This window comes from Mesorhizobium sp. M0306, assembly GCF_040321655.1.
GTDB lineage: Bacteria > Pseudomonadota > Alphaproteobacteria > Rhizobiales > Rhizobiaceae > Mesorhizobium.
This window is the reverse complement of record NZ_JAMYRY010000002.1, coordinates 373,456-396,467: the sequence shown is the minus strand read 5'-3', so window position 1 is coordinate 396,467 and position 23,012 is coordinate 373,456. Positions and strand designations below refer to the sequence as shown.

Below are 23,012 nucleotides of genomic sequence, written 5' to 3'. Positions count from 1 at the left end.
CTGTTTTGTCAATCTGCTATCGTGCGAAGATGTCAGCAGAGATAACAGCTCGCCCAAAGGCGCGGCCTCAAAAACGCACCAACGACCCCGAAGGCATGCGCAAAAAGGTGCTCGATGTCGCCGAAGAGGCGTTTCAGGCACGCGGATATCACGCCTCCAGCCTGGGCGACCTGATGGCGACGGCGGGCGTCACCGGCGGCGCGCTGCACCACCATTTCGCGACCAAGAAGTCGCTGGCGCTTGCAGTGATCGAGGAGCGGGTCGCCGCCGCGGTCGAAGAGACATGGATCGCACCGGTGCGGGAGGCTCCCTCAGCGCGCGAGGGCGTGCGCTCCGTGTTCGCGGCCGTCGCGGCGGGGCTGGAGCGGCAGGGTTTCGTGCGCGGCTGCCCGCTTAACAACCTGGCGCATGAACTGTCGCTTGCCGATCCGGATTTCCGCATTGCCCTTGCCGGCATTTTTTCGACCTGGCGTCAGGCGATCGCCGACAAGATCAGGGCCGAACAGCAGGCGGGCCGGGAGCTGGGCACCGATCCGCAGCGCTTCGCAGCGCTCGCCGTCGCCAGCTATTCGGGCGCCATGTCGATGGCCAAGACCGCACAGGACGCAAGCGTCCTGCGCGACTGCCTGATGGCGTTGGAGCAGGGAGTTATGTCGTCCAAAACAGGAACGAGGCGACGTAGCAGGATACTGCACAGAGCCCTCTGACGCCGGCAGGACAGAGGCGCCGCTGTCGCTGATGTCACGACCAAGGCGGGAAGGCCGGTGTCCTAATTCGGCAGCGGCTTGATCAGCTCGTAGCCGACCACGCTTTCGGCACTGGTACCCTCGTCATAGCGCCTGGCCACAACTGCCTGCAGATCGGGTGCGTAAAGCGCGGTGAACTCGTCCCGCGTCTCGCCGGCCTCGCTCCTGATCGTCTGCTTGACCGCGAGCACGGAATATTTGCAATCACCCAGGCTGAACGTCTCCTTGCCCTTGACGTTGATCTCCAGCGTCTCGGTGCCCTTCGGCGGCTTGTTCGGTGCGAGACGGGCAAATACGATCTTGCTCTTAGCCCCCGCCTTCAGCGGGAACACCTTCCTGAGATCGGAAAACGGGATCATCGCCAGCTGCCCCGTGCTGCTGTCGCGAAACACTTCGATCAGCCCGCCGAACAGGTACTGCGACTGCGGCGATTGCGACTGGTATTTGTTGGCCACGGCAACCATTCCGCCCGCCGCCGGACGAAATTCGCTGTGGATGCCGGGCCTTTCGAGAATGAAGCCTGCCTTGGCCGATTTGGCGTCGATGCACTCGGCGCCATGCGCTGCGCCCGTCACCGCCAGAATGGCCATTGTCATGCCGATGGATGCAGTGTTCATGGCGTCCTCCTCTGCCCGCGCAAGTTGAATGCCGAATGCAATGCCAGACCGGGGAGAACGTGTCGACATACTTTGCGAGCAACTGGACTGCCGGTCCGCGTCGTGCTGAATTTTAGCGCATGATGCATCGCATTTCCGCCCGACCGGGCTCCCGGCGCAGCTTCCTGATGAAGGCAGCGGCCGTTGCCGCGGCCGGCGCCGTTTCGCGCCCGGCCTTCGGCCAGACCGGGCAGCGCATTCCGCCGATCGACGCCACCTTCTTGTTTATCGCCGATGTCCATGCCTGCCGCATGGCGAACGGATTGAGCCCGCATTGCGAGCAGGAGGGCAAGACCGACGCTGCCTTGCTGCGCAATGTCGCCGCACTCAACGGCGTCGGTGACCGGCAATGGCCGGCTGAGATCAATGGCGTTGCCACCGGCCTGCGCTCGACGGGCAAAATCGGCACGCCGCTCGGCCTCGTCGTTGGCGGCGATATCACCGACGACGGCGGTGGCCAGATCACCCAGCCCAGCGAGGGCACGCAGCTGCTTCAGTTCAGCCAGCGCTACCAGCAAGGCGTCGGCCCCGACCGCGTGCACATGCCGGTCTATGTCGGCCTCGGCAACCACGACCTCGACCAGAACGGCCCGCGCTCGCATGTCGACTGGTATCGCCGCGAAATGCGCGACTACGTCGAGGTCAACCACCGCCCCGGCGTGTTCTTCAAGCCGCCTGCGCCGGCGACCGACTACGACGTCGAGACCGACTGCTATTCATGGGATTGGGGCGGTCTGCATCTGGTCCAGACGCACCGTTTTGCTGGCGATACCGGCCATGGCGCCGCCAGCAGCCTGCCATGGCTGAAGCAGGATCTGGCGACCTATGCCGGCGACGGCCGCCCGGTCATCCTGTTCCAGCATTATGGCTGGGATACTTTTTCGATTGAAAGATGGGACGCCGCCGAGAAAACCTTCGACGACGGCGGCACGGGTCCGCCGCACTGGTGGAGCGAAGCCGACAGGCAGGCGCTGCTGGCTACGCTGAAGGGTTACAACGTCGTCGGCATCTTCCATGGCCACCAGCACGCGACGCCAATGATCTACCACCGTGACGGGCTCGATTTGTTCAAGCCGAAGGCTGCCTTCATGGGCGGCTTTGCGTTGGCGCGGGTGAGCGAAAACAGCATGGACGTGGTGCTGGGCGAAGCCGCCGGAGATCATGGCGACGTCACCTTCACCAATGCGTACAGCAAAAGCCTGACTTTCTGACGGGTAAGAGAGGACGCAAAAAAGGCGGCCGAGCCGCCTTTTTCCTGGTTTGCAAAGGGCCAGCGCGTCAAAGCGCCTTCTTTACCTTGTCCTTCACGTCGCCGTAAGCTTTCTGCATCTTGCCGGTGGCCTTGTCCACGTCGCCTTCGGCCTCGGTGCGCCTGTTGCCGGTGGCCTTGCCGGCGGTCTGCTTGACCGAGCCCTTGGCTTGCTTGGCAACGCCGGCAACTTGATCCTTGTTCACCATCTCGCATCTCCTGAACCGTTCGCCTGGAGAAACGGTCGCGGATCGCTTAGGTTCCGGGTTCGGCCCGTCGATTGGGATAGCTTCCGGCCGCGAAGCCGACAGGATAGGGTGCACCAGAACGCCCGAACAGACAGGCCGGAGGGACAATGGCTGAATTCACGCTCTTCATCGGCAACAAGTGTTTTTCGTCGTGGTCACTGAGGCCATGGCTGGCGATGAAGCACCTGGACATCCCGTTCGAGGAGCGTTTTGTGCGCCTGCGCACGCCCAAGACCGCGGCCAATCTGGCCAGGATATCGCCGACCGGCCAGGTGCCGGTGCTGGATCATCGGCTGCCGAATGGCGAGGTCCGGATCGTCTGGGAAACCCTTGCCATCCTTGAATATCTCGCCGAGCTGTTTCCCGAGAAAAAGCTCTGGCCGGCCGATATCGGCGCCCGTGCGCTGGCCCGCTCGGCTGCAACAGAGATGCATTCGGGCTTTCGCGAGGTCCGCTATGGCTGGCCGATGAATTTGCGCCGGCCAAAAGGCCACAAGCCGCTCGACGCCGAAGGTGAGGCGCAACGGACGCGCATCGAGGATCTGTGGCGGCAATGCCGCGAAAAATACGGCAAAGGCGGGCCGTTTCTGTTTGGCCATTTCACCGCGGCCGATGCCATGTACGCGCCGGTCGTCACCCGCTTCGAAACCTATGGCGGCATGCTGGCAACCGATACCCGCGCCTATGTCGACGCCGTGCTTTCGATGCTGGCGATGCGCCACTGGTATGCCGAGGCGGCGAAAGAGCCTTGGCCGGAGCCGGGCCCAGACGAGTAGAACCAAGCAAAGCCGGTCTTCCACTTTCGCGGCCCGCGGCCTATCTGAAGATCGGGCAGGGGCCTTGGAGACTTCACAATGACATCTGTTTCTTCCGCACTGGCCGCCAAGGTCGCGCTTGTCACCGGCGCCTCCTCGGGCATCGGCGAGGCAACCGCTGTGGCGCTGGCCGCCGCCGGGGCCAAGGTGGCGATTGCGGCACGCCGCGCCGATCGTCTCGAAGCGCTCGCCGCGCGGATCGAAAAGGCCGGCGGCACGGCGCTCCGCATCGAGGCCGACGTCACCAGCAACGACGATGTCACCGCCGTGGTCGACAAGGTTGTCGCCGAATGGAGCCGCCTCGACATCCTCGTCAACAATGCCGGAGTGATGCTCCTGTCACCCGCCGCCGAGGCGGTGCTCGACGACTGGCGCCGCATGATCGAGCTCAACCTGCTGGCGCTGATGGGGGTCACCAAGGCGGCGCTGCCGCATCTGAGGGCCGCCAAGGGTCACATCGTCAACGTCTCGTCGGTCGCCGGCCGTGTCGCCAATCCGGGCGCCAGCGGCTACGCAGCAACCAAGTTCGGCGTCGTCGGCTTTTCCGAATCGCTGCGCCGCGAAGTCTACGCCGACAAGGTTCGCGTCACGGTTATCGAGCCCGGCCTGGTGCGCACCGAGCTCGGCGACCACATCACCAATCCGGCGTTCAAGGCTGATCTGGACAAGCGGCTCGCCGCAATGGAGGCGCTGACCGCCGAGGACATCGCCGCGGCCATTCTCTACGCCGTGAGCCAGCCGGCACACGTCAACGTCAACGAGATCGTCATCCGCCCGACCGACCAGGAACGGTAAACGGCGTCAGATCTCTTTGCTACGCTTCGAATCCCGCCCGCAGGAAATCGCCACACTCCTCCACCAGCCGCGACGGGTCCCTCGCGAGGTAGACGCCGAAATCCGCCATCGGCGCCGGCGGCAGGTTGAAGCGTCCATTGAGGCTTTGGCAGTCGGGCGGCAGTCCTTCCTGCAGCAGAAGGCCGATGCCAAGCCCGGCCCTGAGCGCCGAGATCAGCGTCGCGAAAGTCGACACGCGGCAGCCGATCTTCCAGCCGATCCCGGCCTCTGCGAGCGAGGCGAGCATTCTGTCCTGCCAGGAGCAGGCGCCCTCGAAGATGATCAGCGGAAGCTCAACCTCGTCATCGATCTCGATCATGCGGCTTGCCGCCCAGACCAGCTGTCGTGACAGATGGCCTCGCGGCGCCATTGTGAAGCGTGCCGGATCGGCCATGACGATGTCGCATCTTCCTTCGCCCAGCGACTTGCTGAGATCGCTGCTGCTGGCTGATGTCAGCTCGATCTCCACGGAAGGATGCCGGCGGCGGAAGTCGGCGATGATCAACGGCAGCCGCGTCACCGCCAAATCCTCGACGATGCCCAGCCGGACACGGCCGACCAGCCTGCGGCCTTCTATCTCGCGCCTGGCATCGTCGCCGATCGCGATGGCCTTGCGGGCGAAGGCGAGCAGGATCTCGCCGGCCTCGGTCAGCGTCACGCCGCGCGGCGAACGGCGCAGCAGCTCGGCGCCGACTTCACCCTCGAGGCGCTGAAGTTGCATACTCACCGCCGCCTGGGTGCGGGCAAGCCGATCGGCGGCCCGGCTCACCGTTCCCGTATCGGCCACGGTGACGAAGGCGCGCAGCAGCCTGACGTCGATATCTCCAGTCATAAGAATTCCTGATAGCTGTGTCAGCACTATCAGGCTATCCGAAAGCCCGATCTGAATTCAAGGTCCGCTCGCACGAACGAAAACAGGAGCAGCCACCTTGTCCTACAGAAGAAGATTTGAGGAGTTCGGTGTCGCCTGGCCCTCGCTCGAGCGGCCCACTTTGCCGTTCTCGCCGACGGTTCGGGTCGCCGACATGTCTCCGGTCAGATCCCCGAGATCGGGCAGGAGATCGCCGCGATCGGCCAGGTCGGCAGAGAGATCGATCTGGCTGCTGCGCGGAACGCCGCCCAGCTCTGCGCGGCCAACATCGTCTATTGGCTGGACAAGGAACTGGACGGCAATCTCGACCGCGTCGTGAAATTCGCCAAGCTGACCGTCTATGTGAATGCGGCGGCCGGCTTTTCGGCCTATTCGGAGGTCGGCAACGGAGCATCCGAATTTCTGCTCCATGTTTTCGGCGAGCGTGGCGAGCACGCCCGCTGCTCGCTCGGCAGGGCCGGCTTGCCGGCCAATGTTCCGGTCGAAGCCGACGCTATCGTGCATGTCCGCTGATGCACGCCCAAAGCATGCCCTCAGGCCTGACCCGAGGCTGCGCAGTCGAACCAGGAGGAGGCTTGGCTTGATAAGTACAAATCTTGTGGGACGGAGGGCGCTTGTTCTCGGCGGAGGCAAGGGCCTCGGTTTCGGCGTTGCCGAAGCGCTCGCGGCGAAAGGCGCCGAGATCATCCTGGTCGGACGAGGGGAGGAGACCCTGGATGCGGCGCGGCGCGCGATCGAGGCCGCCGGCCACATCTGCTCGACCTTCAGCGCCGACCTCTCCGACCACGACAGCGTCTCCCGGCTGATCCATGCCGTCGAGGACGAGCATCAGCGGATCGACATCGTCCTGCTCAACGGCGGCGGCCCGCCGCCCTTCGCGGCCAGCGTCTTCGATGCGAGCGTCTGGGAGAAGCAGTTCACCAGCATGGTGCTGAGCCAGATGCGCATCGCGTCGCTCGCCGGCTGGGCCAAGACCCTGGCCGGCGAAGTGGCGGCGGACGGCGTCACCATCAACCTGTTGCTGCCGGGCCGTTTTGCGACGGACCGGACGAAACAGTTCGACGCCATGGACGCCGCCGACAGGGGTGTCGACGCTGCCGTGGTCGCCGCCGAGAGTCAGGCCGAAATCCCGGCAAAGCGCTACGGCACTCCCGCCGAATTCGGCGCAGTTGCCGCACTCCTGGCCAGCGACGCCGCGGCCTATGTCACCGGCGTGGCGTTGCCGGTGGATGGCGGGCTCAGCCGCGGCATGCTGTGAGGAGCAGGGGGCAGCGGCGCGAATGGTCGCATCGCACAGGAACGCCCCTCGTGCCTTTTATCTGCGCGGGGGGCGTCCTGTTTGTCGTCCACCTTTTCTCAAGATCGCTCTTTCGAGAACGGCTTTCGACACAGAAAAAATGCCCTGGCGCCGAAATGGTTCCCGGCTAAGTGGCTTCGGCTCGCCCGGCTTTCGCTCTCCAATGTGCTTGCACAGGCAGTCGCGGCGCCCCCGGCGAGTGTGACAAATCGGTAGTGTCTCACTCTGAATTTTCAGGATTGGGCGGAAGGCTGCCCGACATGTCAAAGGGCATCACTCGTCTGGCAGCCGCTCCGGCGACTCTTGCGCCTCTTTGGATACCCAAACTTGGCTTGGAATAGAATGACCGATCCATTCGCGCCAATGCGAGGCGAGCCATTTGGGCGATATTGCCACCGCGCCTTCTGCCTTCGCTTCTTTTGGCAGGTAAACGAGCACGTGGCCTGCGTCATAGCCGCTGCACCGTACAAGACCCAGACCCGATGCCTCAAACGTATTAAACAGCATGTACTCTCGGATTTCCTCTACTGGAGTTCGAGCGCGGAAGCGGAACACCGCGCCACGATAGAGGAGATCGTTTTCCCCCAGTGAATTAAGAGTGGTCCAAGTCAGCATCCTGCCTCTAGACTTCGCCGGTGTTCTTCTTGTATGGGCCCGCGCGACCCGGCTTCGGCGCAACGGCGTCCATCTTCTCGCAAAGATCGGCCATTGACCGAAGCGCCTCGGACTGCCCCCATGGCTGGCGAAGTCTTAGGCGTCTTATAAATGTGAATGAAGTTGATGCGGACTGCATTGCCGATTACGTCGGCCGGGCGCTTCTGGCCTTTAGGTCCGGTCGGCATTGTTCAAGTCCGCCAACTCGGCTTCTGCCTCAGCTAGCTCCGCTTTGTATTCGGCGATCTTCTCAGGCGTTGGTTCCCATATTTCCGGGTCACCCATTGTCAGAGCGCGGATCATAGCAGTTACCGCAATTACCCGCGCTTCCGCCGCCTGTCGCAGGAGCGAATTCACAAGGTCGTTCGTTTCGTCTGGTTGCTCACTCATACGGCGAACGTATAGGACAGAGCGTCGCAACACGGCAAGAGAGGCGTCAAATTTCAAACTGAGACACCACCGACAAATCAAAAAAATTGACACAGCGCGCAAAGAAGTCTACAAGAATTTTGTCGATGTTTGTTTGACCGACTTTTGTTATCCGCGCGCCGAGGCGCGCCTTTGACGAACTTCCCCATCAAAATCGAGACAAACGTTGTTATGCATCCGCATGACGGCGAATGAATATTTGCCATGGAAAGGGTTCGTTATGAGCACAGGCACAGTTAAATGGTTCAACGCCACCAAGGGTTTTGGTTTTATTCAGCCTGACGACGGTTCTGCCGACGTTTTTGTCCACATCTCAGCTGTCGAGCGCGCCGGAATGCGCGACATCGTCGAGGGCCAGAAGCTTGGCTACGAGATGGTCCGCGACAACAAGTCGGGCAAGATGTCCGCCGATCAGTTGAAGGCGGCCTAAGACGGAATTCAGCCTCACCGGTGACCACGGATGTACTGGCACCGGTGAATGGCAAATTCCAGCGCATGGTGGCGGGGAGGTTAAGTCCCGCTCATGCGCATGAGAAGAACGTTGCTTTGCGCGTCTCACGGGATGCGCAGGCGCTCTCATGGAAGGTCAGGCGGTGCCTGGCCTTTTTCATTTTTGCGCTTCGACCGGCGAAAGAGCGCTGCTCGACGGCCCGGACGTGCTAAGGACGTTTCAGCAATTTGAAACCGGCTGCCGTATTGCTTTGTGCGGGATCCTGGCCGAAAGACCAGTCTCGCCACCTTTTCGGCGGCGCGCTCCGAACCGGGAGAAAGACCTTGACCGAAACTTCAAAAAAACCCCGCGACCAGGCCGAATCCATCTTCAGCAAGACGCGGACCCAGTCGATGTCGCTCGACCGCATCAATTCCGAACGGGATGCCGTCAGCCAGGCCCGCGAAGCCAAGACCGCGCGGCTGCGCGAACTGCGCCTGGAAAAGGAAGCCGACGACATGGCAGCAGCGGTTGCGCTCGCGGCCTCGCCGAAACGCGCAGGCAAACGCTGATGGCCACCAAACGCGTGCCTCAAAAGGCTATCGCCGCAGATTCGACCATCGCCGATGTCGTGGGCGAACTAGACAAGCCGGTCGAATATGTCCGGCGCGTGCTCGAAAAGCTCGAGCGCTGCAGGCGTGTCCACGGCGATGCCCAGGTGCGGCTCGGCGTGCGCGGTCGTGCCGAATGCCCCAATTATCTGATCGAATACGTCCGGGAAAACGCCAAGACCCAAGAGCGCGTGACCTTTCAGGATGCCGCCTACAGCGGCAGCACGCATCGCGAGCTGGCGCCCCGGCACATCGAGGAAGCCAGGAACTGGTCGCCCGAAGAAATGAACATCACGGCCGTTTCGGCGCTCATCGGCCGCCTTCGCAATCCGAATGCGCCATCATCGCGTTTCTCTGACGAGGATTGATATGGCAATCAAGTTTTCCGCCAAGGGCCAGCCGGCAGCGCCTGTTGCCGCCGTGAAGCCGGCCAAGCCGGCCGCCGCGCCAAAAACCGGTGAAGCCGCCGAAGCGGGCACCGATCTGTTCAGGTCGCCGGCCGAAGCACCGCCGCGCAAGCCGAAGAAGAAATAGCGCCCCTTGCAGCAAAATGCCGGCCGGAAATCTGCGCCAAGGCTGCTTGCCTTGGCGGTCGCAGGGGATTTTTCGTCGCCGCAAGAGGGCGCCGACCCGGTTGCCTTCGATTGCCAGACCTGTGGCGCCTGCTGCGCCTACTCGTCCAGATGGCCGCGCTTCTCCACCGAGGATGACGCGCAGCTCGAGCTTATCCCGCAAAAATACGTGGCTGCCGACGAAGCCGGCATGCGCTGCGACGGCGCGCGCTGTTCGGCACTGTGCGGCGAGGTCGGCAAGTCGACCGCCTGCGGCATCTACGACATCCGTCCCGACGTCTGCCGCGCCTGCATGCCGGGCGATGACGACTGCCTGATAGCCCGCAAGGCACATGGGCTGCCGACGCTGTGATCGCGGCCCCCGGGCTGGCGTCCCAGTTTGAATTTCCTCAGTCAGATGAGCGAAAGTCGCTGCGGTAGAGGCCGGGCGATCGTCCGGTCAGCCGTTTGAATGCCTGCGAGAACGACGGCACCGATTCATATCCGACGGCGCGCCCGATCTCGCCAATGTTCTGGTTCGTTTCCCGCAGAGCCTTGGCGGCAAGGTTCATCCGCCACCGGGTCACATAGGACAGCGGCGGCTGTCCTACCAGTTGAGCGAAGCGACGCGCGAAGGTGGCTCGGGACTGTGCTGCGCCGCTGGCAAGGGAAGCGATAGTCCAGGGATTGCCCGGCCGCTCGTGAATCAGGCGCAAAGCCTGCGCAATGCCTTTATCGCGCAAGGCGCCAAACCATCCCCCTGTTCCGAGTGGCTGATGTTCGATCCAGGCACGCAACAAGAAGATCAACGTGCTGTCGAGAAGGCGTGGGGCGACAATGTCGTGGCCGCCGAGATCGCCTTTCGCTTCGACCTGCAGAAGTTCCAGGACGAGCCGCAGCGGCTCACTGGTGCCTATCTGATTTCGGGTCAAATGGATCAGCGGAGGAAGCAGCGAAACCATCGGGTATGGCCCGACGCCGTCGAGTGAATATCTCGCACAAAGAAGAGTTGTCGCGCCGCTTTCGCTTTTCGGTTCCGCTCCGCTCCGATTCGCGGAAAGGACGGCGGATATCGATGCCGTCGGCGCATCCAACGGATTACAAAGAGCATGTCCCACTCCGCTCGCGACAAGGATGACGTCACCCTCGCCTAAGCGGACCGGCTCCTTTTCACCGGCTAGCCGCAGCCAGCATTCGCCGTTCTGTATGACGTGGATCGCGGCATTCCTTGTCGGATCGACCGAAATACCCCATGGCCGATGCAGGGTCGCGCTGCCGATCATGGCGCTGCCAAATCTCAGCGAAGCAAGAACTTCGGACAAGGCGTCCATGAGAACCATCCTCCAACGATGAATAGGACGACGCTATTAGACGATTGGATAAGAATCTAGCGGAATTGCGTATCGACCATCTCACAATCGCGACAGATTATGTTGGCAATGTCGCGTGCGGACGCTCCTGTCCACACCGGGCAGAAGCAGGTACCTGACGGAGCAAAACATGCGTGACGAACCATCAAATCCACTTTCAGCCAAGATTCATAGTTCGCTCGAGACCAACAAGACGATCGTCCTGGACTTCATCGACAAAGCAGTAAACCAGGGCAACATCGAAGCTGCTTCGATGCATTTTGGCGAACGCTACATCCAACACAATCCGAACATTGCGGATGGTGCGGACGGCTTCAAAGCCTATCTGCAGCAGCTCAAACAGTCATTTCCCCTCGTGAAGGGAGAGGTGAAGCGGATTTTTGCCGAAGGGGATTTCGTCATCGTGCACATGCACGCAAAACGCGAACCGGAGGAGGAAGGCTTGGCCATTGTCGACATTTTCAGGCTGAAGGACAGCAAGCTCGTCGAACACTGGGAAGTTCGGCAGCCTATTGCCGATAGCAAGCTGCACGCCAACAGCATGATCTGAATGCGGATAGGCTCTCAGGCTGGCTTGTGCCCGCACGTTTCGCTGATTACGCTGCCGGCGGCAGGGGCAAAGCCGGGAGACCGTCCGTGAGCATCGAATTCTTGTTGACGTCGCTGATTGTCGTGGCTTCGCCCGGCACTGGCGTTCTCTATACGCTGAGCGCCGGGCTTTCGCGTGGTGCGCGCGCCAGCGTCATTGCTGCTTTCGGCTGCACGCTCGGCATCATTCCGCATATGGCGGCCGCCATCACCGGCCTCGCGGCTCTGCTGCATACCAGCGCCGTCGCCTTCGAGACGCTGAAATATCTCGGCGTCGCCTACCTGCTCTACATGGCCTGGAACACTCTGAGGGAGAAGGGCGGCCTGAGTGTCGACGAAAATGTCGCGCCGCGCTCGGCCGGCAAAGTGATCACTTCGGGCATCCTCATCAACATCCTCAATCCGAAGCTGTCGATCTTCTTCTTTGCCTTCCTGCCGCAATTCGTCAGCACCACCGAATCGCATGCGCTGTCGAAGATGCTGGAGCTCAGCAGCGTCTTCATGCTGCTCACCTTCGTGGTCTTTGTCGGCTACGGCATTTTCGCAGCGTCGATCCGCAGCCATGTCGTGTCGCGGCCAAAGGTGCTGACCTGGATGCGCCGCACCTTCGCCGGAGCCTTTGTCATGCTCGGCGCCAAACTGGCGCTGGCAGACCGGTAAATCTCTTTGTTTTGACGCAATTCCGGACGGAAAACCGTTTCGCACCTTTCCTGGAATTGCTCTTACCGCTGCGGATCGGCGGGTCCGCCTTCGGTTTCGGAAGCCTCGTCGCCTCCGAAACCGGGCGCAGCGCGAACACCCAGCCGCCAGGCCGACGGGGGGACGCCGATCATCTTCTTGAAGGCACGGCTGAACGCCGCCTCGGACTCGTAGCCGATTTCCGCCGCTATGTTTGCGACGTTGCTGTTGCCGGTGCTGAGCAGTTCCGAGGCAATCTGCATCCGCCATTTGGCGAGATAGTGCACCGGCGGCATCCCGACGAGCCTGGTGAAACGCTCGGCGAGCACGGTGCGCGACAGCGCAGCCTCCTTCGCCAGCACCTCCACGGTCCAATTGTGCTCGGGCCGATCGTGGATCAGCGCCAGCGCCTTGCGCAGGTGCGGGTCGCGCAGGCCGGCCAGCCAGCCGGTGTGTTGCGGTGGAAGCGACTCCACATAGCGGCGCAGGACGTCGACGAACATGACCTCGCTGAGCTTGGTGAGCACGGTCTCGCTGCCAGCCCGCTTTTCCGCCACTTCCGAGACTGCCAATCTGATGAACTGACCAAGCCAGCCGGCATCGCCTTTCACGTCCCCGGCCTTGATCACCGGGGGCAATGCATCCAGCAGCGGATTGAACGGCTGTGCGTCGCAGGCAAGATAACCGCAAACGAGCCTAGCCGAGATCGACCCGTCGCTGACATAGTTGATGTGGAACGGCATTTTGCTGGCGGACGCGATCTCCAGGACATCGGCGGTCGGAGGATCGGCCGCGAGCTCGGGACTGCTCGACATGATGTGCGGGTCGCTGTGGGTGAAGACCACGACTTCGCCGGCCTCCACCGCGATCGCCTCCTTGCCCACGATGCGAGCAAAGCAACGGCCGGCCGTCACCACATGATAGGAAATCAGGTGGTCCGCGCCGGGAAGGATCTTCGGCAGTATCGATGACGGGGCAGGCGAGCAGACGGCCCATGGATCCTGGGCCCTGATGTCGAAAAACGTCGCGCCGGTGAGACGCACCTTTTTCAAGAGGTCAGACAGAGCGTCCCCGGCCATTCCATCCATGTCCCGTAAGTTGCGCGGCAACCCGGCGCGACATCCCTTTCGAGTTCCGGACGCGCTGTCAAGTGAGGCGGACGCCCCGTCATTCCGTTCATTGCCGGAAGCTTTAAACTCGTCGGTGCTGAGCTCTGTCTCAAATCAGGTGCTGAGCGCAGTCGAACTCAAGAAAAATGAGGATCTAAGTCATGACGGTACATAAGGGCGGGTGTTTTTGCGGCGCCGTGGAAATCGAAGTGCACGGAGCGGCCGAGGCGATGGGCTACTGCCATTGCAGTTCCTGTCGTTCGTGGTCGGCGTCTCCCGTGAACGCCTTCACGCTGTGGAAGCCGGAAAACGTCAAGGTCACCAAGGGCGAGGAGTTCCTGTCCGGCTTCGGGAAGTCAAACATGAGCGACCGTCAGTTCTGCACGAAGTGCGGCGGCCATGTGATGACCGATCATCCGCCGCTCGGACTGGTCGACGTCTATGCGGCCACGATACCGACGGTGAAGTTCACGCCGGGGGTTCACGTCAACTACGCCGAGACGGTCCTGCCGATGAAGGACGGATTGCCGAAGCTGAAGGACTTCCCCGCTGAACTCGGGGGCTCGGGCGTGAGCGTGCCGGAGTAACCCGGCAATGACACATGATTTCGAACAGCCACATCTCACGACTGGAGAACATGCATGGACATCACGACATTTCGCGCCACGCAGGAGCCGATCAAGGATCTATATCGCAAGGATGCGCGCGCGGCATTTCTTACGCTGAAGGCCAAGGGCAGTGCCGACGACTCCAAGGTCACCTGCAAGGTCGAGACAGGACGTGGGCTCGCGCTGGCGGGCATCCATCCGAAGGCCGGGGGCAGCGGACAGGAGCTTTGTTCCGGCGATATGCTGCTGGAAGCCCTTATCGCATGCGCCGGCGTCTCGATGAGGGCGGCGGCCGCCGTCCTCGAAATTCCGATCAAGTCGGCCGAAATCTCCGCCGAGGGCGACGTCGATCTTCGCGGCACGCTCGGCGTCACCGAAGGTGTGCCGGTCGGCTTCAAGGAGATCCGCCTGCGGTTCGACATCGAGACCGACGTTGCGCAAGACCGGCTGACTGACCTGCTCGAGCTCACCGATCGCTACTGCGTGATCTTCCAGACGATCCAGCGCAGTCCCAAGACCTTCGTGAAGCTTCACAAAATCGTGCGGTAACCACGACCTGCCCGGAATCCTAAACTTTGGGGATTCCGGGCTGGGCCTGAGCGCGGCCTCACTGAATGCAGCTTGGCTGAATGCAGCTTGTCGCGCCAAGCGCTATCCCTTCACGTAGCCCATGGCCTCGACGATCCGCCCGTCCGCAACGCTCATCAGGTTGACGCCGCGCAGCGAATTGCCGTCGGCCATCCAGTAGCGCCAGCGGATCGTCGCCCGGTCGCCGGCGACGAAGGTTTCTTCGATGTCGAAGCGCGTGCCGGGTCCGGTCGCAATCGCCGACCACAGTTCGACGCAGGCGCCCTTGCCGATGCGGCGGGCGCCGTCCGGGGCCGGCGTGGTGTTCTCGATCACGCAATCTTCCGCCACCAGATCGTCGAGCGCTGACGGGTCGTGGCGCTGGAAGACGTTGTTGTAGCGCCGCATGATCTCGGCCGTCTCGGCGGAGCGTTTGGCCGCGGCGATGTCGATGACGAGTTCCTGTGTCATTGGATATTCCTTCCCTTCAGTGATCAGTAGCGGTTTCGACGAGGCGGGCCTTGAGCGTGATCACGGCGATGCCGGCCAGCGCCCGCGACACGAGGCAGCTCTCCTTGGCCGTCTGCGCCAGCCGCTCGAAATCCCCCGCCGCCAGGCCGGCGACGCTCGCCTCCGCCTCCAGCTCGATGCGGGTCAGCGTCGGTCCGGCCGCGGTGGCGCCGAGATGCGCTTTCGCGATCGTGTGGATACGGGCGGGAGTGTAACCTTCGCGGCGGAGGATGGCGCTCAGCGCCATCGAGAAGCAGCCGGCATGCGCCGCCGCAATCAATTCCTCCGGGTTGGTGCCGGGACCGTTCTCGAAACGCGACGGGAAGGAGTAGGCGCCTTCGAACACGCCGCTGCCGAGCCTCAGCCGGCCCGAGCCTTCTTTCAACGATCCCTGCCATTGAGCCTCTGCTTCACGAATGGTCATTGAGTCTTTCCTTTTAGTTTGAGGGGCTCGATCAGATTCTGGGGCGAACCAGTCAGGCGCCGTTGACGACCACTTTCCCGAAGACGTCGCCTTGCTGGAAATAGCGGTAGGCGTTTTTGACCTCGTCGAAGGCGAACACCTTGTCGATGACGGGCTTAAGCCGATGCACGGAGATGGCGCGCAGCATCGCTTCGAGGTTGGTGCGATTGCCGACGAACAGGCGGTTGATGGTGGCGAGGCTGCGCTGGTAGACCGCGCCGGGGATCTGCACCGTCCCGCCTTTCGGATCCTGTATGGTGAGAAGCACGATGCGCCCGTAAAGGGCGCAGGCGATCATCGATTGCGCGAAGGTCGGCGGGCCGCCGGTCTCGACGACCAGGTCGATGCCGCCGGTCTTCTCGCTCACCGCAGCACCCCATTCCGGCATGTCGGCGGTCGAGACGACGAGGTCGGCCCCCAGCGCCCGCAGCCGGTCCAGCTTCTCGCTGCGCGAGGTGACGGCCACGACACGGCAGCCGAGCAGCTTGGCGAATTGCAGCGCAAACAGCGCGACGCCACCTGAACCGATGACCAGAACCCATTGGCCGGGCTTCGGCATCTCGGCCGCCGTCACGGCATTCCAGGCGGTCAGGCCGGCGCAGGTCAGTGTCGCCGCTTGATGCCAGTCGAGATGATCGGGAAGCCGCACCGCCCATTGCTCGTCGAGCACCGCGTATTCGGTCAGCATCCCGTCCAGCGTGCAGCCAAGCTGGTCGATAGTCCGGCATTGATGCGGCCGTCGATCCAGCACGCAAAATAACTGCCGGTGATGCGGTCGCCGACGGCAAAGCGGGTGACAGCATCGCCGACCGCAACGACTTCGCCGGCACCGTCGCTCAGCGGGAAAACGCCTTGGCGCGGCGCCAGCGGGTAGGTGCCGTTGAGGATCATCGTATCGCGGCGGTTGAGCGAGGTGGCGCGGACACGCACGACGATCTCGTGCGGCTTCGGCGTCGGCTGCGCCTCGTCGCGCATCACCAGGCACTTGGTCCCGCTCGTTCCTTCAAGACGATAACTGCGCATAGGCCTCTCGCTGATATGTAGACTGATCTACATATTATGTAGACCGGTTGTCATATTCGAGGCAAGGCCTATAATGCTCACTCCTGACAGAGGTTGACATGGCGAACGACACCCGCACCCGCATACTCGAGACGACGGCGCGGCTGCTGAGGCAGCGCGGTTACCACGGCACGTCGCTCAACGACATATTGAGCGCCTCCGGTGCGCCTAGAGGTTCCCTCTACTTCCACTTTCCGGGCGGCAAGGACCAATTGGTCATCGAGGTGACGCGCGACAGCGTCGACGAGGTGACGCAGAGACTGGACGCCGCACTCGCCGCCGAAAAGGATCCGGCTGTGGCCGTCCACCACATTTACCAGTCGGTCGCCCGCATGTTGGAGGACAACCAGTTCACGCTCGGTTGCCCGATCGCGCCCGTGGTGTTGGACTCGCCGAACGACATGCCGGAGTTGGCCGAGTTGTGCCGCTCGGCTTTCGAGCAATGGATAGGCCTGCTCAGGGCCGCCTTCGTCAGGGCAGGGGTGCCCGAGCGCCGCGCGCATGCGCTGGCGCTGCTGGTCGAATCATCGCTGGAAGGGCTGATGGTGATCGCACGCGCCACCCGCGACCGCGCCCCGGTGCTGGCGGTAGCCGATGAAGTCGCGGCGCTGATTGAGGGGGCATTGCCGGCGAAAGAGATCGCCGTCACGGCGCATTGACGTTTCGCGCTTCCACGGCATCGAGGGCAGCGCGGAGCCCTGCCGAAGTGCCGACACTCCAGCTCGGCGATTCACGTTCTGCGCCGACGCCGAAGAGATGCGACGGTGAGGGTATGCTTCCGCTTGCTTTGGAATCGGACCGCCTCTCAATCCCGCCACATCAAGAAAAAGGGCGACCTCTCGGCCGCCCTTTCCGTATCTGAAGGCTGATGGATTGGATTAGAAGTCCATGCCGCCCATGCCGCCCATGCCGCCGCCGCCCATGCCGCCAGGCATGCCGCCGCCAGCCGACTCCTTCTTCGGAGCCTCGGCGATCATGGCTTCAGTGGTGACCAGCAGGCCGGCGACCGAGGCCGCGTCCTGCAGAGCCGTGCGCACAACCTTGACCGGATCGACGATACCCATGGCGATCATGTCGCCATATTCGCCGGTCTGGGCGTTGTAGCCGAAGGTCGCGCCCTTGTTCTCAAGGATCTTGCCGGCAACGATCGATGCTTCCGCACCGGCGTTGGCCGCGATCTGACGGGCCGGAGCCTGCAGCGCGCGACGCACGATGCTGATGCCCGCGGTCTGGTCGGAGTTGGCGCCGGTTGCCTTGATGCTCAGCGAAGCGCGCAGCAGTGCGACGCCGCCGCCGGGAACGATGCCTTCTTCGACGGCCGCGCGGGTCGCGTTGAGGGCGTCATCGACGCGGTCCTTCTTTTCCTTGACTTCCACTTCGGTCGCACCGCCGACGCGGATGACGGCAACGCCGCCCGCCAGCTTGGCGAGACGTTCCTGCAGCTTCTCCTTGTCGTAGTCCGAGGTGGTCTCCTCGATCTGCTGCTTGATCTGGGCGACGCGGCCCTGGATCTCGGCCTTCTTGCCGGCGCCGTCGACGATCGTGGTGTTCTCCTTGGAGATCGACACCTTCTTGGCGCGGCCGAGCATGTTCAGGCCGACATTCTCGAGCTTGATGCCGAGGTCTTCGGAGATGACCTGGCCACCGGTGAGAATGGCGATGTCTTCCAGCATGGCCTTGCGGCGATCACCGAAGCCCGGCGCCTTGACGGCAGCGATCTTCAGGCCGCCACGCAGCTTATTGACGACCAGCGTGGCCAGGGCCTCGCCTTCGACGTCTTCCGAGATGATGACCAGCGGCTTCGAGGTCTGCACGACAGCCTCGAGGATCGGCAGCATGGCTTGCAGGTTGGAGAGCTTCTTCTCGTGGAGAAGGATGTAGGCGTCTTCCAGATCCGCAACCATCTTCTCGGCGTTGGTGACGAAGTAGGGCGAGAGATAGCCGCGGTCGAACTGCATGCCTTCGACGACTTCAAGCTCGGTCTCGGCGGTCTTGGCTTCCTCGACGGTGATGACGCCCTCATTGCCGACCTTCTGCATCGCTTCCGCGATCATCGAGCCGACCGAAACATCGCCATTGCCGGCGATGGTGCCGACCTGGGCAACCTCTTCCGAGGTCTTGATCTTCTTGGCGTTCTTGATCAGCGTCGCGACGACGTCGGCGACGGCGAGGTCGATGCCGCGCTTGAGGTCCATCGGGTTCATGCCGGCGGCAACCGCCTTGTGGCCTTCCTGGACGATCGACTGTGCCAGAACGGTCGCGGTCGTGGTGCCGTCGCCGGCGATGTCGTTGGTCTTCGAAGCAACTTCGCGCACCATCTGCGCGCCCATGTTTTCGAACTTGTCTTCAAGCTCGATTTCCTTGGCGACAGTGACGCCGTCCTTGGTGATGCGCGGTGCGCCGAACGACTTGTCGATGACGACGTTGCGGCCTTTGGGGCCGAGCGTGACCTTCACCGCGTCGGCGAGGATGTTGACGCCGCGCAGCATGCGCTCACGAGCGTCGCGGGAGAACTTTACGTCTTTGGCAGCCATTTTTAGCTCCTGGCAGGGGCTTGAATTGAGCCCGAAGATTTAAGTGAGGGTGAGGCCGATATTCAGCCGATGATGCCCATAATGTCGGATTCCTTCATGATCAGAAGGTCTTCGCCATTGAGCTTGACTTCGGTGCCCGACCACTTGCCGAACAGGATGCGGTCGCCGGCCTTGACGTCCAGCGGGACGAGCTTGCCGGCTTCGTCGCGGGCGCCGGAACCGACGGCGATGATCTCGCCTTCCTGCGGCTTTTCCTTAGCCGTATCGGGGATGATGATCCCGCCCGCGGTCTTGGATTCGGATTCGACCCGACGAACGACCACGCGGTCATGAAGCGGGCGGAACTTCGACTTTGCCATTTTTTATTCCTCGATGAGAATGGTGAGAACAGTTCCTCCGTCCGGCGGCGCCGGACATGTGGTTAGCACTCATCTTGGGGGAGTGCTAACGTGGCGCTGAAATAGGCTGGCAGCTCGCGCGAGTCAAGGCGCCCGCTGGGCATCATCAGGACAATTGCTTCAAACGGATACTTGACTAAGTCAACTAAATGGCTGATCTTGCCGACATGAGGATGCCATGACCATTCATCATCACCCAGGCAAGGAGCGGATCGACGCCGTGCGAGCCTTCAACCGCTTCTACACCCGCCAGATCGGGCTGCTCGACGAAGGGCTGCTGAAAAGCACCTTCTCGCTGACCGAGGCGCGGGTGCTCTATGAGCTGGCGCATCGCGATGGCCTGACCGCCACCGACCTTGCGCGCGACCTCGGCCTCGATGCCGGTTATCTCAGCCGGCTGCTGAAGAAGTTCGAGGAGCGTGATCTGGTCGAGCGCGCCACGATCGAGGCGGATGCGCGGAGCTCGTCGATCGCGCTGACCAAGGCCGGGCGGCAGGCCTTCGCGCCGCTGAACCAGGGCTCGCACGACCAGGTCGCGGCATTGCTCGACCGGCTTCCAGTTCCCGAACAGGACAGGCTGGTCAGGGCCATGCAGACGGTGCAGCGCCTGCTGGGCGGAAGCGCCGAGCCCAAAATTCCCTATATGCTGCGGCCTCTGCAGGTCGGCGACATCGGCTGGATCATCCATCGCCAGGGCCTGCTCTACGCGCAGGAATATGGCTGGGACGAAACCTATGAAGCGCTGGTCGCCGAAATCCTCGGTGCCTTCGTCAAATCCTTCGATCCGAAATGGGAACGCAGCTGGATCGCCGAGCGGGAAGGGGAGGTCGTCGGCTCGGTCTTCGTCGTGCGCCAGTCGGACGAGGTGGCGAAGTTGCGTCTGCTCTATGTCGAGCCGTCGGCGCGCGGCCTCGGCATCGGCAAGCGGCTGGTCGAGGAATGTGTCGGCTTTTGCCGCGCCACGGGTTACAGGACACTGACGCTGTGGACCAACGACGTGCTCGCCGCCGCCCGCCACATCTATGAGGCTGCGGGCTTTAGATTGACCAACGAGGAGCGCCACCATTCCTTCGGCAAGGATCTGGTCGGCCAGAACTGGGATCTGGAGTTGTAGCAGCGCTGCAGAATTTCGGGCATCGGCCTGCGGCGGTCGCTCAGGTCGTAGGCTTAATGTTTTGGTTCAAGCGAAAGAAATTGGTAGGATCATACTTGTTTTTTAGTGCGGCCAACTTCGGATAATTCTCGCCGTAAGCTGCCAGAACCCGATCAGTGCCCTCGTCGCCGAGATTATTGGCATAGACGCCGCCGGTCGAGAACGGTCTCATTGCATCCCACAGGTCACGCGCCCATCGGACGTGCGTTTCGTCGTCAGACGGATTGTCCCAGATCGATATCGGGAAGCAATCGTAAAGTGCATCCCGGTTGGCGTAGGGCGTTCCGTCCATCGGTACTCGCGAGATGGCGCCGCCAACCTGCTGCAGGACCAGAAGCGATTCGCTGGGTGCAGTCATGTAAGCCGCAAGCATGGTATCGATCGCCTGATCTGTGATTTCGCGCATGAACTGCGCCTTCCAGTAGTAGCGCCGCCCGCGCGGAAAGAGGCTGTCCCCGGCCGATTGGATTTGAAGATAGGGGACAGGAGCAATCCGGCGCTCAACCGGCGTGCCATACTCTCTCAGAGGTTGAATGATTTGCTGGCCCTCGTCGAGTGGGCCGATGTAGCACGCCGATATGCTGAAGAAGCGCTCGCCCGAGGGCGCCGTGACAAGTGCTGCATCCAGGCTCAGCTCATCCGGGGCGCCGCTCGAGAACGCACGGTAGAACCGCATCGCTTCGCGTGCCTCTTCGTAGCGGTATAGCATCGATCCCGCGATGAGGAGCGGACCCACGGGATGGAGCTTGTATTCGAAAGTCGTGACTATTCCGAAATTGCCGCCGCCGCCCCGAATGCCCCAGAACAAATCTGCATTTTCGGCCGCGTTTGCCGTGAGCAACCGGCCGTCGGCCGTCACGATTTCGACAGCGACAAGGTTGTCGCAGCTCAGTCCATGTTTGCGGCCAAGCTTGCCGAACCCGCCGCCGAGTGTCAGTCCGGCTATGCCGGTATCCGCGTTGACACCCATGGTCGTCGCAAGACCATGGACCTGTGTGGCTGCGTCGAACTCGCCCAGGTTCAAGCCGGCTTCTGCGCGCGCAACACGGCGGATCGGGTCGACTTCGATCCGCTTCATGCGTGACACATCGATCACCACGCCGCCGTCGCATACCGAACTGCCGGCGACGTTATGGCCACCGCCGCGGACGGCGACGAGGAAGCCTTGCGATCGGGCGAAGTTGACGGCCGTGACGACATCGCTGGATTCGGCGCAATAGAAGACAGCCGCCGGCCTCTTATCGACCATGCCATTCCAAACTCTGCGCGCCTGGTCATAGCCAGGGTCGCCCGGAAGGATCAGATCGCCGCGAATCGCCTGCCTGAGCCGGGCGATATCTGGCGCCTGCAACGTCGGTTCGGAACCGTCTATAAGCTTGAACATGCTCATCGAGGGACACCCTTCGTGATCCGGCACGGTTGGACAGGCCGCTTTCGTTCACCGACATGTGTCGGATCATAATGATCTCATGCCGCGCCATTCGCTGCAAAATCGAATATCTCAGTCGCTGGATGAGCTAAATTCATCTAAACTGCCTGGATGAGAAAACTTCCGCCGCTCGGGTCGCTTCGCGCCTTCGAAGCCGCTGCCAGGCTGATGAGCTTCAGGAAGGCCGCGACGGAACTCGGAGTGACGCCAACGGCCATCAGCCACCAGATTCGATTGCTGGAGGAGGTCTGTGGGCAACTGCTGTTCCGGCGGCGCCCACGACCGCTCGTGCTCACAGGCGTGGGCGAACGGCTATTCCCGGTAATTTGCAGCGGCTTCGACGCTTTCGCTGCGGCAATAGCATCAGCCTCGGCCGGTGTTGGCCAACGCCCGTTGCGCGTGACGAGCCCAAATGCATTTGCCAGCCGATGGCTGGTTCCGCGCCTGTCGAAGTGGCGCGAACAGCATCCGAACATTCCACTGGAGATCATCGGGACAGACGCCGTTCTGGACCTGCGAGCCGGTGACGCCGACGTCGCGATCCGCTATGCGCGCAGGATGCCGCGGGATGTTCCCGCGCAGGAAATTTTTCGGGACGCATTCTTTCCGGTATGCAGCCCGGAGCTGTTCGCAGGAGGCGACCGACAGATCGAGCGCGCCGCCGATCTGCTGCAATACCCGCTCATCCATTTCAATTGGACGAACCGCGACCCGGAAGCGCCGACTTGGCAGCGATGGCTGGCGATCGCACGCTCGATCGATCCCAGCATCCCCAATGCCAACCAGGCATGGGACTTAAGTTTCCGCGAAGAGCTGCACGCGATCGACGCGGTCGCGGCAGGCCAAGGCATCGCTATCTGCAGCGATGTGGTCGTCAGTGGCGAACTCGAAGCTGGCAGGCTGGTCAAGGCACATGATCTCTCTCTGCCAGGCTATGGCTTTTACCTTGCCAGCGTAGCCAATCACCCCCGACAAGCGCATATCGAAGCCTTTTCCGCCTGGATGAGATCGACAGTCTGAGCATCTGAACGCCGATCTTCTGCATACTCGTCACAAGCGCCCGGGTGATAAATTGCTAACCACGATCGCCCTGCACTGACTGCCACGCACACTTACCGGCTTCTGGCACAAATCCGGCTCCTTGAATTGTGA

32 protein-coding genes are annotated in these 23,012 nt (G+C 62.3%); 17 read left to right on the top strand and 15 right to left on the bottom strand.

Going from position 1 to position 23,012, the window contains the following annotated elements; genetic code table 11:
• The first annotated feature begins 95 nt into the window (after window positions 1-95).
• Complete coding sequence (locus NKI95_RS06880; RefSeq protein WP_352715181.1) at window positions 96-707, top strand: LmrA/YxaF family transcription factor; 612 nt, start codon at window positions 96-98, stop codon at window positions 705-707.
• Between the two features lie 62 nt (window positions 708-769).
• Here the strand turns inward: NKI95_RS06880 and NKI95_RS06875 are convergent, their stop codons facing one another.
• Entirely contained in the window at window positions 770-1,363 is a 594-nt protein-coding gene (locus tag NKI95_RS06875; protein ID WP_352715178.1) for a hypothetical protein, read from the bottom strand.
• A gap of 119 nt (window positions 1,364-1,482) precedes the next feature.
• Here NKI95_RS06875 and NKI95_RS06870 point away from each other — a divergent pair, with 119 nt between their 5' ends.
• Window positions 1,483-2,613 (top strand): metallophosphoesterase, encoded by a 1,131-nt coding sequence (locus NKI95_RS06870; protein WP_352715175.1) that lies wholly within the window; start codon window positions 1,483-1,485, stop codon window positions 2,611-2,613.
• A gap of 67 nt (window positions 2,614-2,680) precedes the next feature.
• Here NKI95_RS06870 and NKI95_RS06865 read toward each other — a convergent pair whose 3' ends face one another.
• Window positions 2,681-2,860: a CsbD family protein gene (locus NKI95_RS06865; protein ID WP_254820647.1), complete on the bottom strand. Its 180-nt coding sequence runs from the start codon at window positions 2,858-2,860 to the stop codon at window positions 2,681-2,683.
• Between the two features lie 146 nt (window positions 2,861-3,006).
• On the opposite strand from NKI95_RS06865, the gene NKI95_RS06860 reads away from it, so the two are divergent.
• Together NKI95_RS06860 and NKI95_RS06855 are read left to right on the top strand one after the other, a co-directional pair.
• On the top strand, window positions 3,007-3,675 hold the full coding sequence (locus NKI95_RS06860) for a glutathione S-transferase family protein (protein ID WP_352715172.1): 669 nt from the start codon (window positions 3,007-3,009) through the stop codon (window positions 3,673-3,675).
• Between the two features lie 78 nt (window positions 3,676-3,753).
• A complete protein-coding gene (locus NKI95_RS06855; protein WP_352715169.1) occupies window positions 3,754-4,509 on the top strand; it encodes an SDR family NAD(P)-dependent oxidoreductase in 756 nt (251 codons plus the stop codon).
• A gap of 19 nt (window positions 4,510-4,528) precedes the next feature.
• On the opposite strand, the gene NKI95_RS06850 is transcribed toward NKI95_RS06855, so the two are convergent.
• Window positions 4,529-5,380 carry a LysR family transcriptional regulator gene (locus NKI95_RS06850; RefSeq protein WP_352492582.1) on the bottom strand — a complete coding sequence of 284 codons (852 nt, stop codon included), beginning with the start codon at window positions 5,378-5,380 and terminating at the stop codon, window positions 4,529-4,531.
• Window positions 5,381-5,482: 102 nt separating this feature from the next.
• Entirely contained in the window at window positions 5,483-5,923 is a 441-nt protein-coding gene (locus NKI95_RS34415) for a hypothetical protein (protein ID WP_502909119.1), read from the bottom strand.
• A gap of 76 nt (window positions 5,924-5,999) precedes the next feature.
• Here NKI95_RS34415 and NKI95_RS06840 point away from each other — a divergent pair, with 76 nt between their 5' ends.
• Window positions 6,000-6,677: an SDR family oxidoreductase gene (locus tag NKI95_RS06840; protein WP_352715166.1), complete on the top strand. Its 678-nt coding sequence runs from the start codon at window positions 6,000-6,002 to the stop codon at window positions 6,675-6,677.
• A gap of 312 nt (window positions 6,678-6,989) precedes the next feature.
• On the opposite strand, the gene imm45 is transcribed toward NKI95_RS06840, so the two are convergent.
• Together imm45 and NKI95_RS06830 are read right to left on the bottom strand one after the other, a co-directional pair.
• A complete protein-coding gene (gene imm45 / locus NKI95_RS06835) occupies window positions 6,990-7,331 on the bottom strand; it encodes an Imm45 family immunity protein (protein WP_352715163.1) in 342 nt (113 codons plus the stop codon).
• A 210-nt stretch (window positions 7,332-7,541) separates the two neighbouring features.
• Window positions 7,542-7,817: a hypothetical protein gene (locus NKI95_RS06830; protein WP_352715160.1), complete on the bottom strand. Its 276-nt coding sequence runs from the start codon at window positions 7,815-7,817 to the stop codon at window positions 7,542-7,544.
• A 202-nt stretch (window positions 7,818-8,019) separates the two neighbouring features.
• Between NKI95_RS06830 and NKI95_RS06825 the strand changes: the two genes are divergently transcribed.
• The 5 genes from NKI95_RS06825 (at window position 8,020) to NKI95_RS06805 (ending at window position 9,764) form a co-directional block, all read left to right on the top strand.
• Window positions 8,020-8,229 carry a cold-shock protein gene (locus NKI95_RS06825; RefSeq protein WP_010915421.1) on the top strand — a complete coding sequence of 70 codons (210 nt, stop codon included), beginning with the start codon at window positions 8,020-8,022 and terminating at the stop codon, window positions 8,227-8,229.
• A gap of 344 nt (window positions 8,230-8,573) precedes the next feature.
• Window positions 8,574-8,801, top strand: coding sequence for a hypothetical protein (locus NKI95_RS06820; RefSeq protein WP_352715158.1), 228 nt, complete (start codon window positions 8,574-8,576; stop codon window positions 8,799-8,801).
• A complete protein-coding gene (locus NKI95_RS06815; RefSeq protein ID WP_352715156.1) occupies window positions 8,801-9,208 on the top strand; it encodes a hypothetical protein in 408 nt (135 codons plus the stop codon). The genes NKI95_RS06820 and NKI95_RS06815 overlap by 1 nt, the downstream gene beginning before the upstream one ends.
• Window position 9,209: 1 nt before the next feature.
• Window positions 9,210-9,374, top strand: a complete 165-nt coding sequence (locus NKI95_RS06810; RefSeq protein ID WP_352715154.1) for a hypothetical protein — start codon at window positions 9,210-9,212, stop codon at window positions 9,372-9,374.
• Window positions 9,375-9,425: 51 nt separating this feature from the next.
• Window positions 9,426-9,764, top strand: a complete 339-nt coding sequence (locus tag NKI95_RS06805; protein WP_352715152.1) for a YkgJ family cysteine cluster protein — start codon at window positions 9,426-9,428, stop codon at window positions 9,762-9,764.
• A gap of 37 nt (window positions 9,765-9,801) precedes the next feature.
• Here NKI95_RS06805 and NKI95_RS06800 read toward each other — a convergent pair whose 3' ends face one another.
• The gene (locus NKI95_RS06800; protein WP_352715150.1) at window positions 9,802-10,722 is read right to left on the bottom strand and encodes an AraC family transcriptional regulator; all 921 of its coding nucleotides are present in this window, start codon (window positions 10,720-10,722) and stop codon (window positions 9,802-9,804) included.
• A gap of 169 nt (window positions 10,723-10,891) precedes the next feature.
• On the opposite strand from NKI95_RS06800, the gene NKI95_RS06795 reads away from it, so the two are divergent.
• Together NKI95_RS06795 and NKI95_RS06790 are read left to right on the top strand one after the other, a co-directional pair.
• A complete protein-coding gene (locus tag NKI95_RS06795; protein WP_352715149.1) occupies window positions 10,892-11,311 on the top strand; it encodes a nuclear transport factor 2 family protein in 420 nt (139 codons plus the stop codon).
• Window positions 11,312-11,397: 86 nt separating this feature from the next.
• On the top strand, window positions 11,398-12,009 hold the full coding sequence (locus NKI95_RS06790; RefSeq protein WP_352715146.1) for a LysE family translocator: 612 nt from the start codon (window positions 11,398-11,400) through the stop codon (window positions 12,007-12,009).
• A 62-nt stretch (window positions 12,010-12,071) separates the two neighbouring features.
• On the opposite strand, the gene NKI95_RS06785 is transcribed toward NKI95_RS06790, so the two are convergent.
• Window positions 12,072-13,106 carry an AraC family transcriptional regulator gene (locus tag NKI95_RS06785; protein WP_352715143.1) on the bottom strand — a complete coding sequence of 345 codons (1,035 nt, stop codon included), beginning with the start codon at window positions 13,104-13,106 and terminating at the stop codon, window positions 12,072-12,074.
• Window positions 13,107-13,297: 191 nt separating this feature from the next.
• Between NKI95_RS06785 and NKI95_RS06780 the strand changes: the two genes are divergently transcribed.
• Window positions 13,298-13,723, top strand: a complete 426-nt coding sequence (locus NKI95_RS06780) for a GFA family protein (protein WP_352715140.1) — start codon at window positions 13,298-13,300, stop codon at window positions 13,721-13,723.
• 54 nt (window positions 13,724-13,777) lie between these two features.
• Window positions 13,778-14,293, top strand: a complete 516-nt coding sequence (locus tag NKI95_RS06775; protein ID WP_352715137.1) for an OsmC family protein — start codon at window positions 13,778-13,780, stop codon at window positions 14,291-14,293.
• A 102-nt stretch (window positions 14,294-14,395) separates the two neighbouring features.
• Here the strand turns inward: NKI95_RS06775 and NKI95_RS06770 are convergent, their stop codons facing one another.
• From NKI95_RS06770 to NKI95_RS06755, 4 genes are read right to left on the bottom strand one after another with little or no spacing between them, the layout of a single operon-like run.
• Window positions 14,396-14,782 (bottom strand): nuclear transport factor 2 family protein, encoded by a 387-nt coding sequence (locus NKI95_RS06770; protein ID WP_352715135.1) that lies wholly within the window; start codon window positions 14,780-14,782, stop codon window positions 14,396-14,398.
• 16 nt (window positions 14,783-14,798) lie between these two features.
• Entirely contained in the window at window positions 14,799-15,245 is a 447-nt protein-coding gene (locus NKI95_RS06765; protein WP_352715133.1) for an OsmC family protein, read from the bottom strand.
• 52 nt (window positions 15,246-15,297) lie between these two features.
• Window positions 15,298-15,972, bottom strand: coding sequence for a zinc-dependent alcohol dehydrogenase family protein (locus NKI95_RS06760; RefSeq protein WP_352715132.1), 675 nt, complete (start codon window positions 15,970-15,972; stop codon window positions 15,298-15,300).
• Window positions 15,966-16,307, bottom strand: a complete 342-nt coding sequence (locus NKI95_RS06755; protein WP_352715130.1) for an alcohol dehydrogenase catalytic domain-containing protein — start codon at window positions 16,305-16,307, stop codon at window positions 15,966-15,968. Before NKI95_RS06755 ends, NKI95_RS06760 begins: the two co-directional genes overlap by 7 nt.
• A 98-nt stretch (window positions 16,308-16,405) precedes the next feature.
• On the opposite strand from NKI95_RS06755, the gene NKI95_RS06750 reads away from it, so the two are divergent.
• On the top strand, window positions 16,406-17,005 hold the full coding sequence (locus NKI95_RS06750) for a TetR/AcrR family transcriptional regulator (protein WP_352715128.1): 600 nt from the start codon (window positions 16,406-16,408) through the stop codon (window positions 17,003-17,005).
• Window positions 17,006-17,224: 219 nt separating this feature from the next.
• On the opposite strand, the gene groL is transcribed toward NKI95_RS06750, so the two are convergent.
• The gene (gene groL, locus NKI95_RS06745; protein WP_352481739.1) at window positions 17,225-18,880 is read right to left on the bottom strand and encodes a chaperonin GroEL; all 1,656 of its coding nucleotides are present in this window, start codon (window positions 18,878-18,880) and stop codon (window positions 17,225-17,227) included.
• Between the two features lie 62 nt (window positions 18,881-18,942).
• Complete coding sequence (gene groES / locus NKI95_RS06740; protein ID WP_006203049.1) at window positions 18,943-19,239, bottom strand: co-chaperone GroES; 297 nt, start codon at window positions 19,237-19,239, stop codon at window positions 18,943-18,945.
• A 217-nt stretch (window positions 19,240-19,456) separates the two neighbouring features.
• Between groES and NKI95_RS06735 the strand changes: the two genes are divergently transcribed.
• On the top strand, window positions 19,457-20,392 hold the full coding sequence (locus tag NKI95_RS06735) for a bifunctional helix-turn-helix transcriptional regulator/GNAT family N-acetyltransferase (RefSeq protein WP_352715126.1): 936 nt from the start codon (window positions 19,457-19,459) through the stop codon (window positions 20,390-20,392).
• Window positions 20,393-20,432: 40 nt separating this feature from the next.
• Here the strand turns inward: NKI95_RS06735 and NKI95_RS06730 are convergent, their stop codons facing one another.
• Window positions 20,433-21,821, bottom strand: coding sequence for an FAD-binding oxidoreductase (locus NKI95_RS06730; RefSeq protein WP_352715125.1), 1,389 nt, complete (start codon window positions 21,819-21,821; stop codon window positions 20,433-20,435).
• Window positions 21,822-21,971: 150 nt separating this feature from the next.
• On the opposite strand from NKI95_RS06730, the gene NKI95_RS06725 reads away from it, so the two are divergent.
• Window positions 21,972-22,880, top strand: coding sequence for a LysR substrate-binding domain-containing protein (locus tag NKI95_RS06725; protein WP_352715123.1), 909 nt, complete (start codon window positions 21,972-21,974; stop codon window positions 22,878-22,880).
• Window positions 22,881-23,012: the final 132 nt, after the last annotated feature.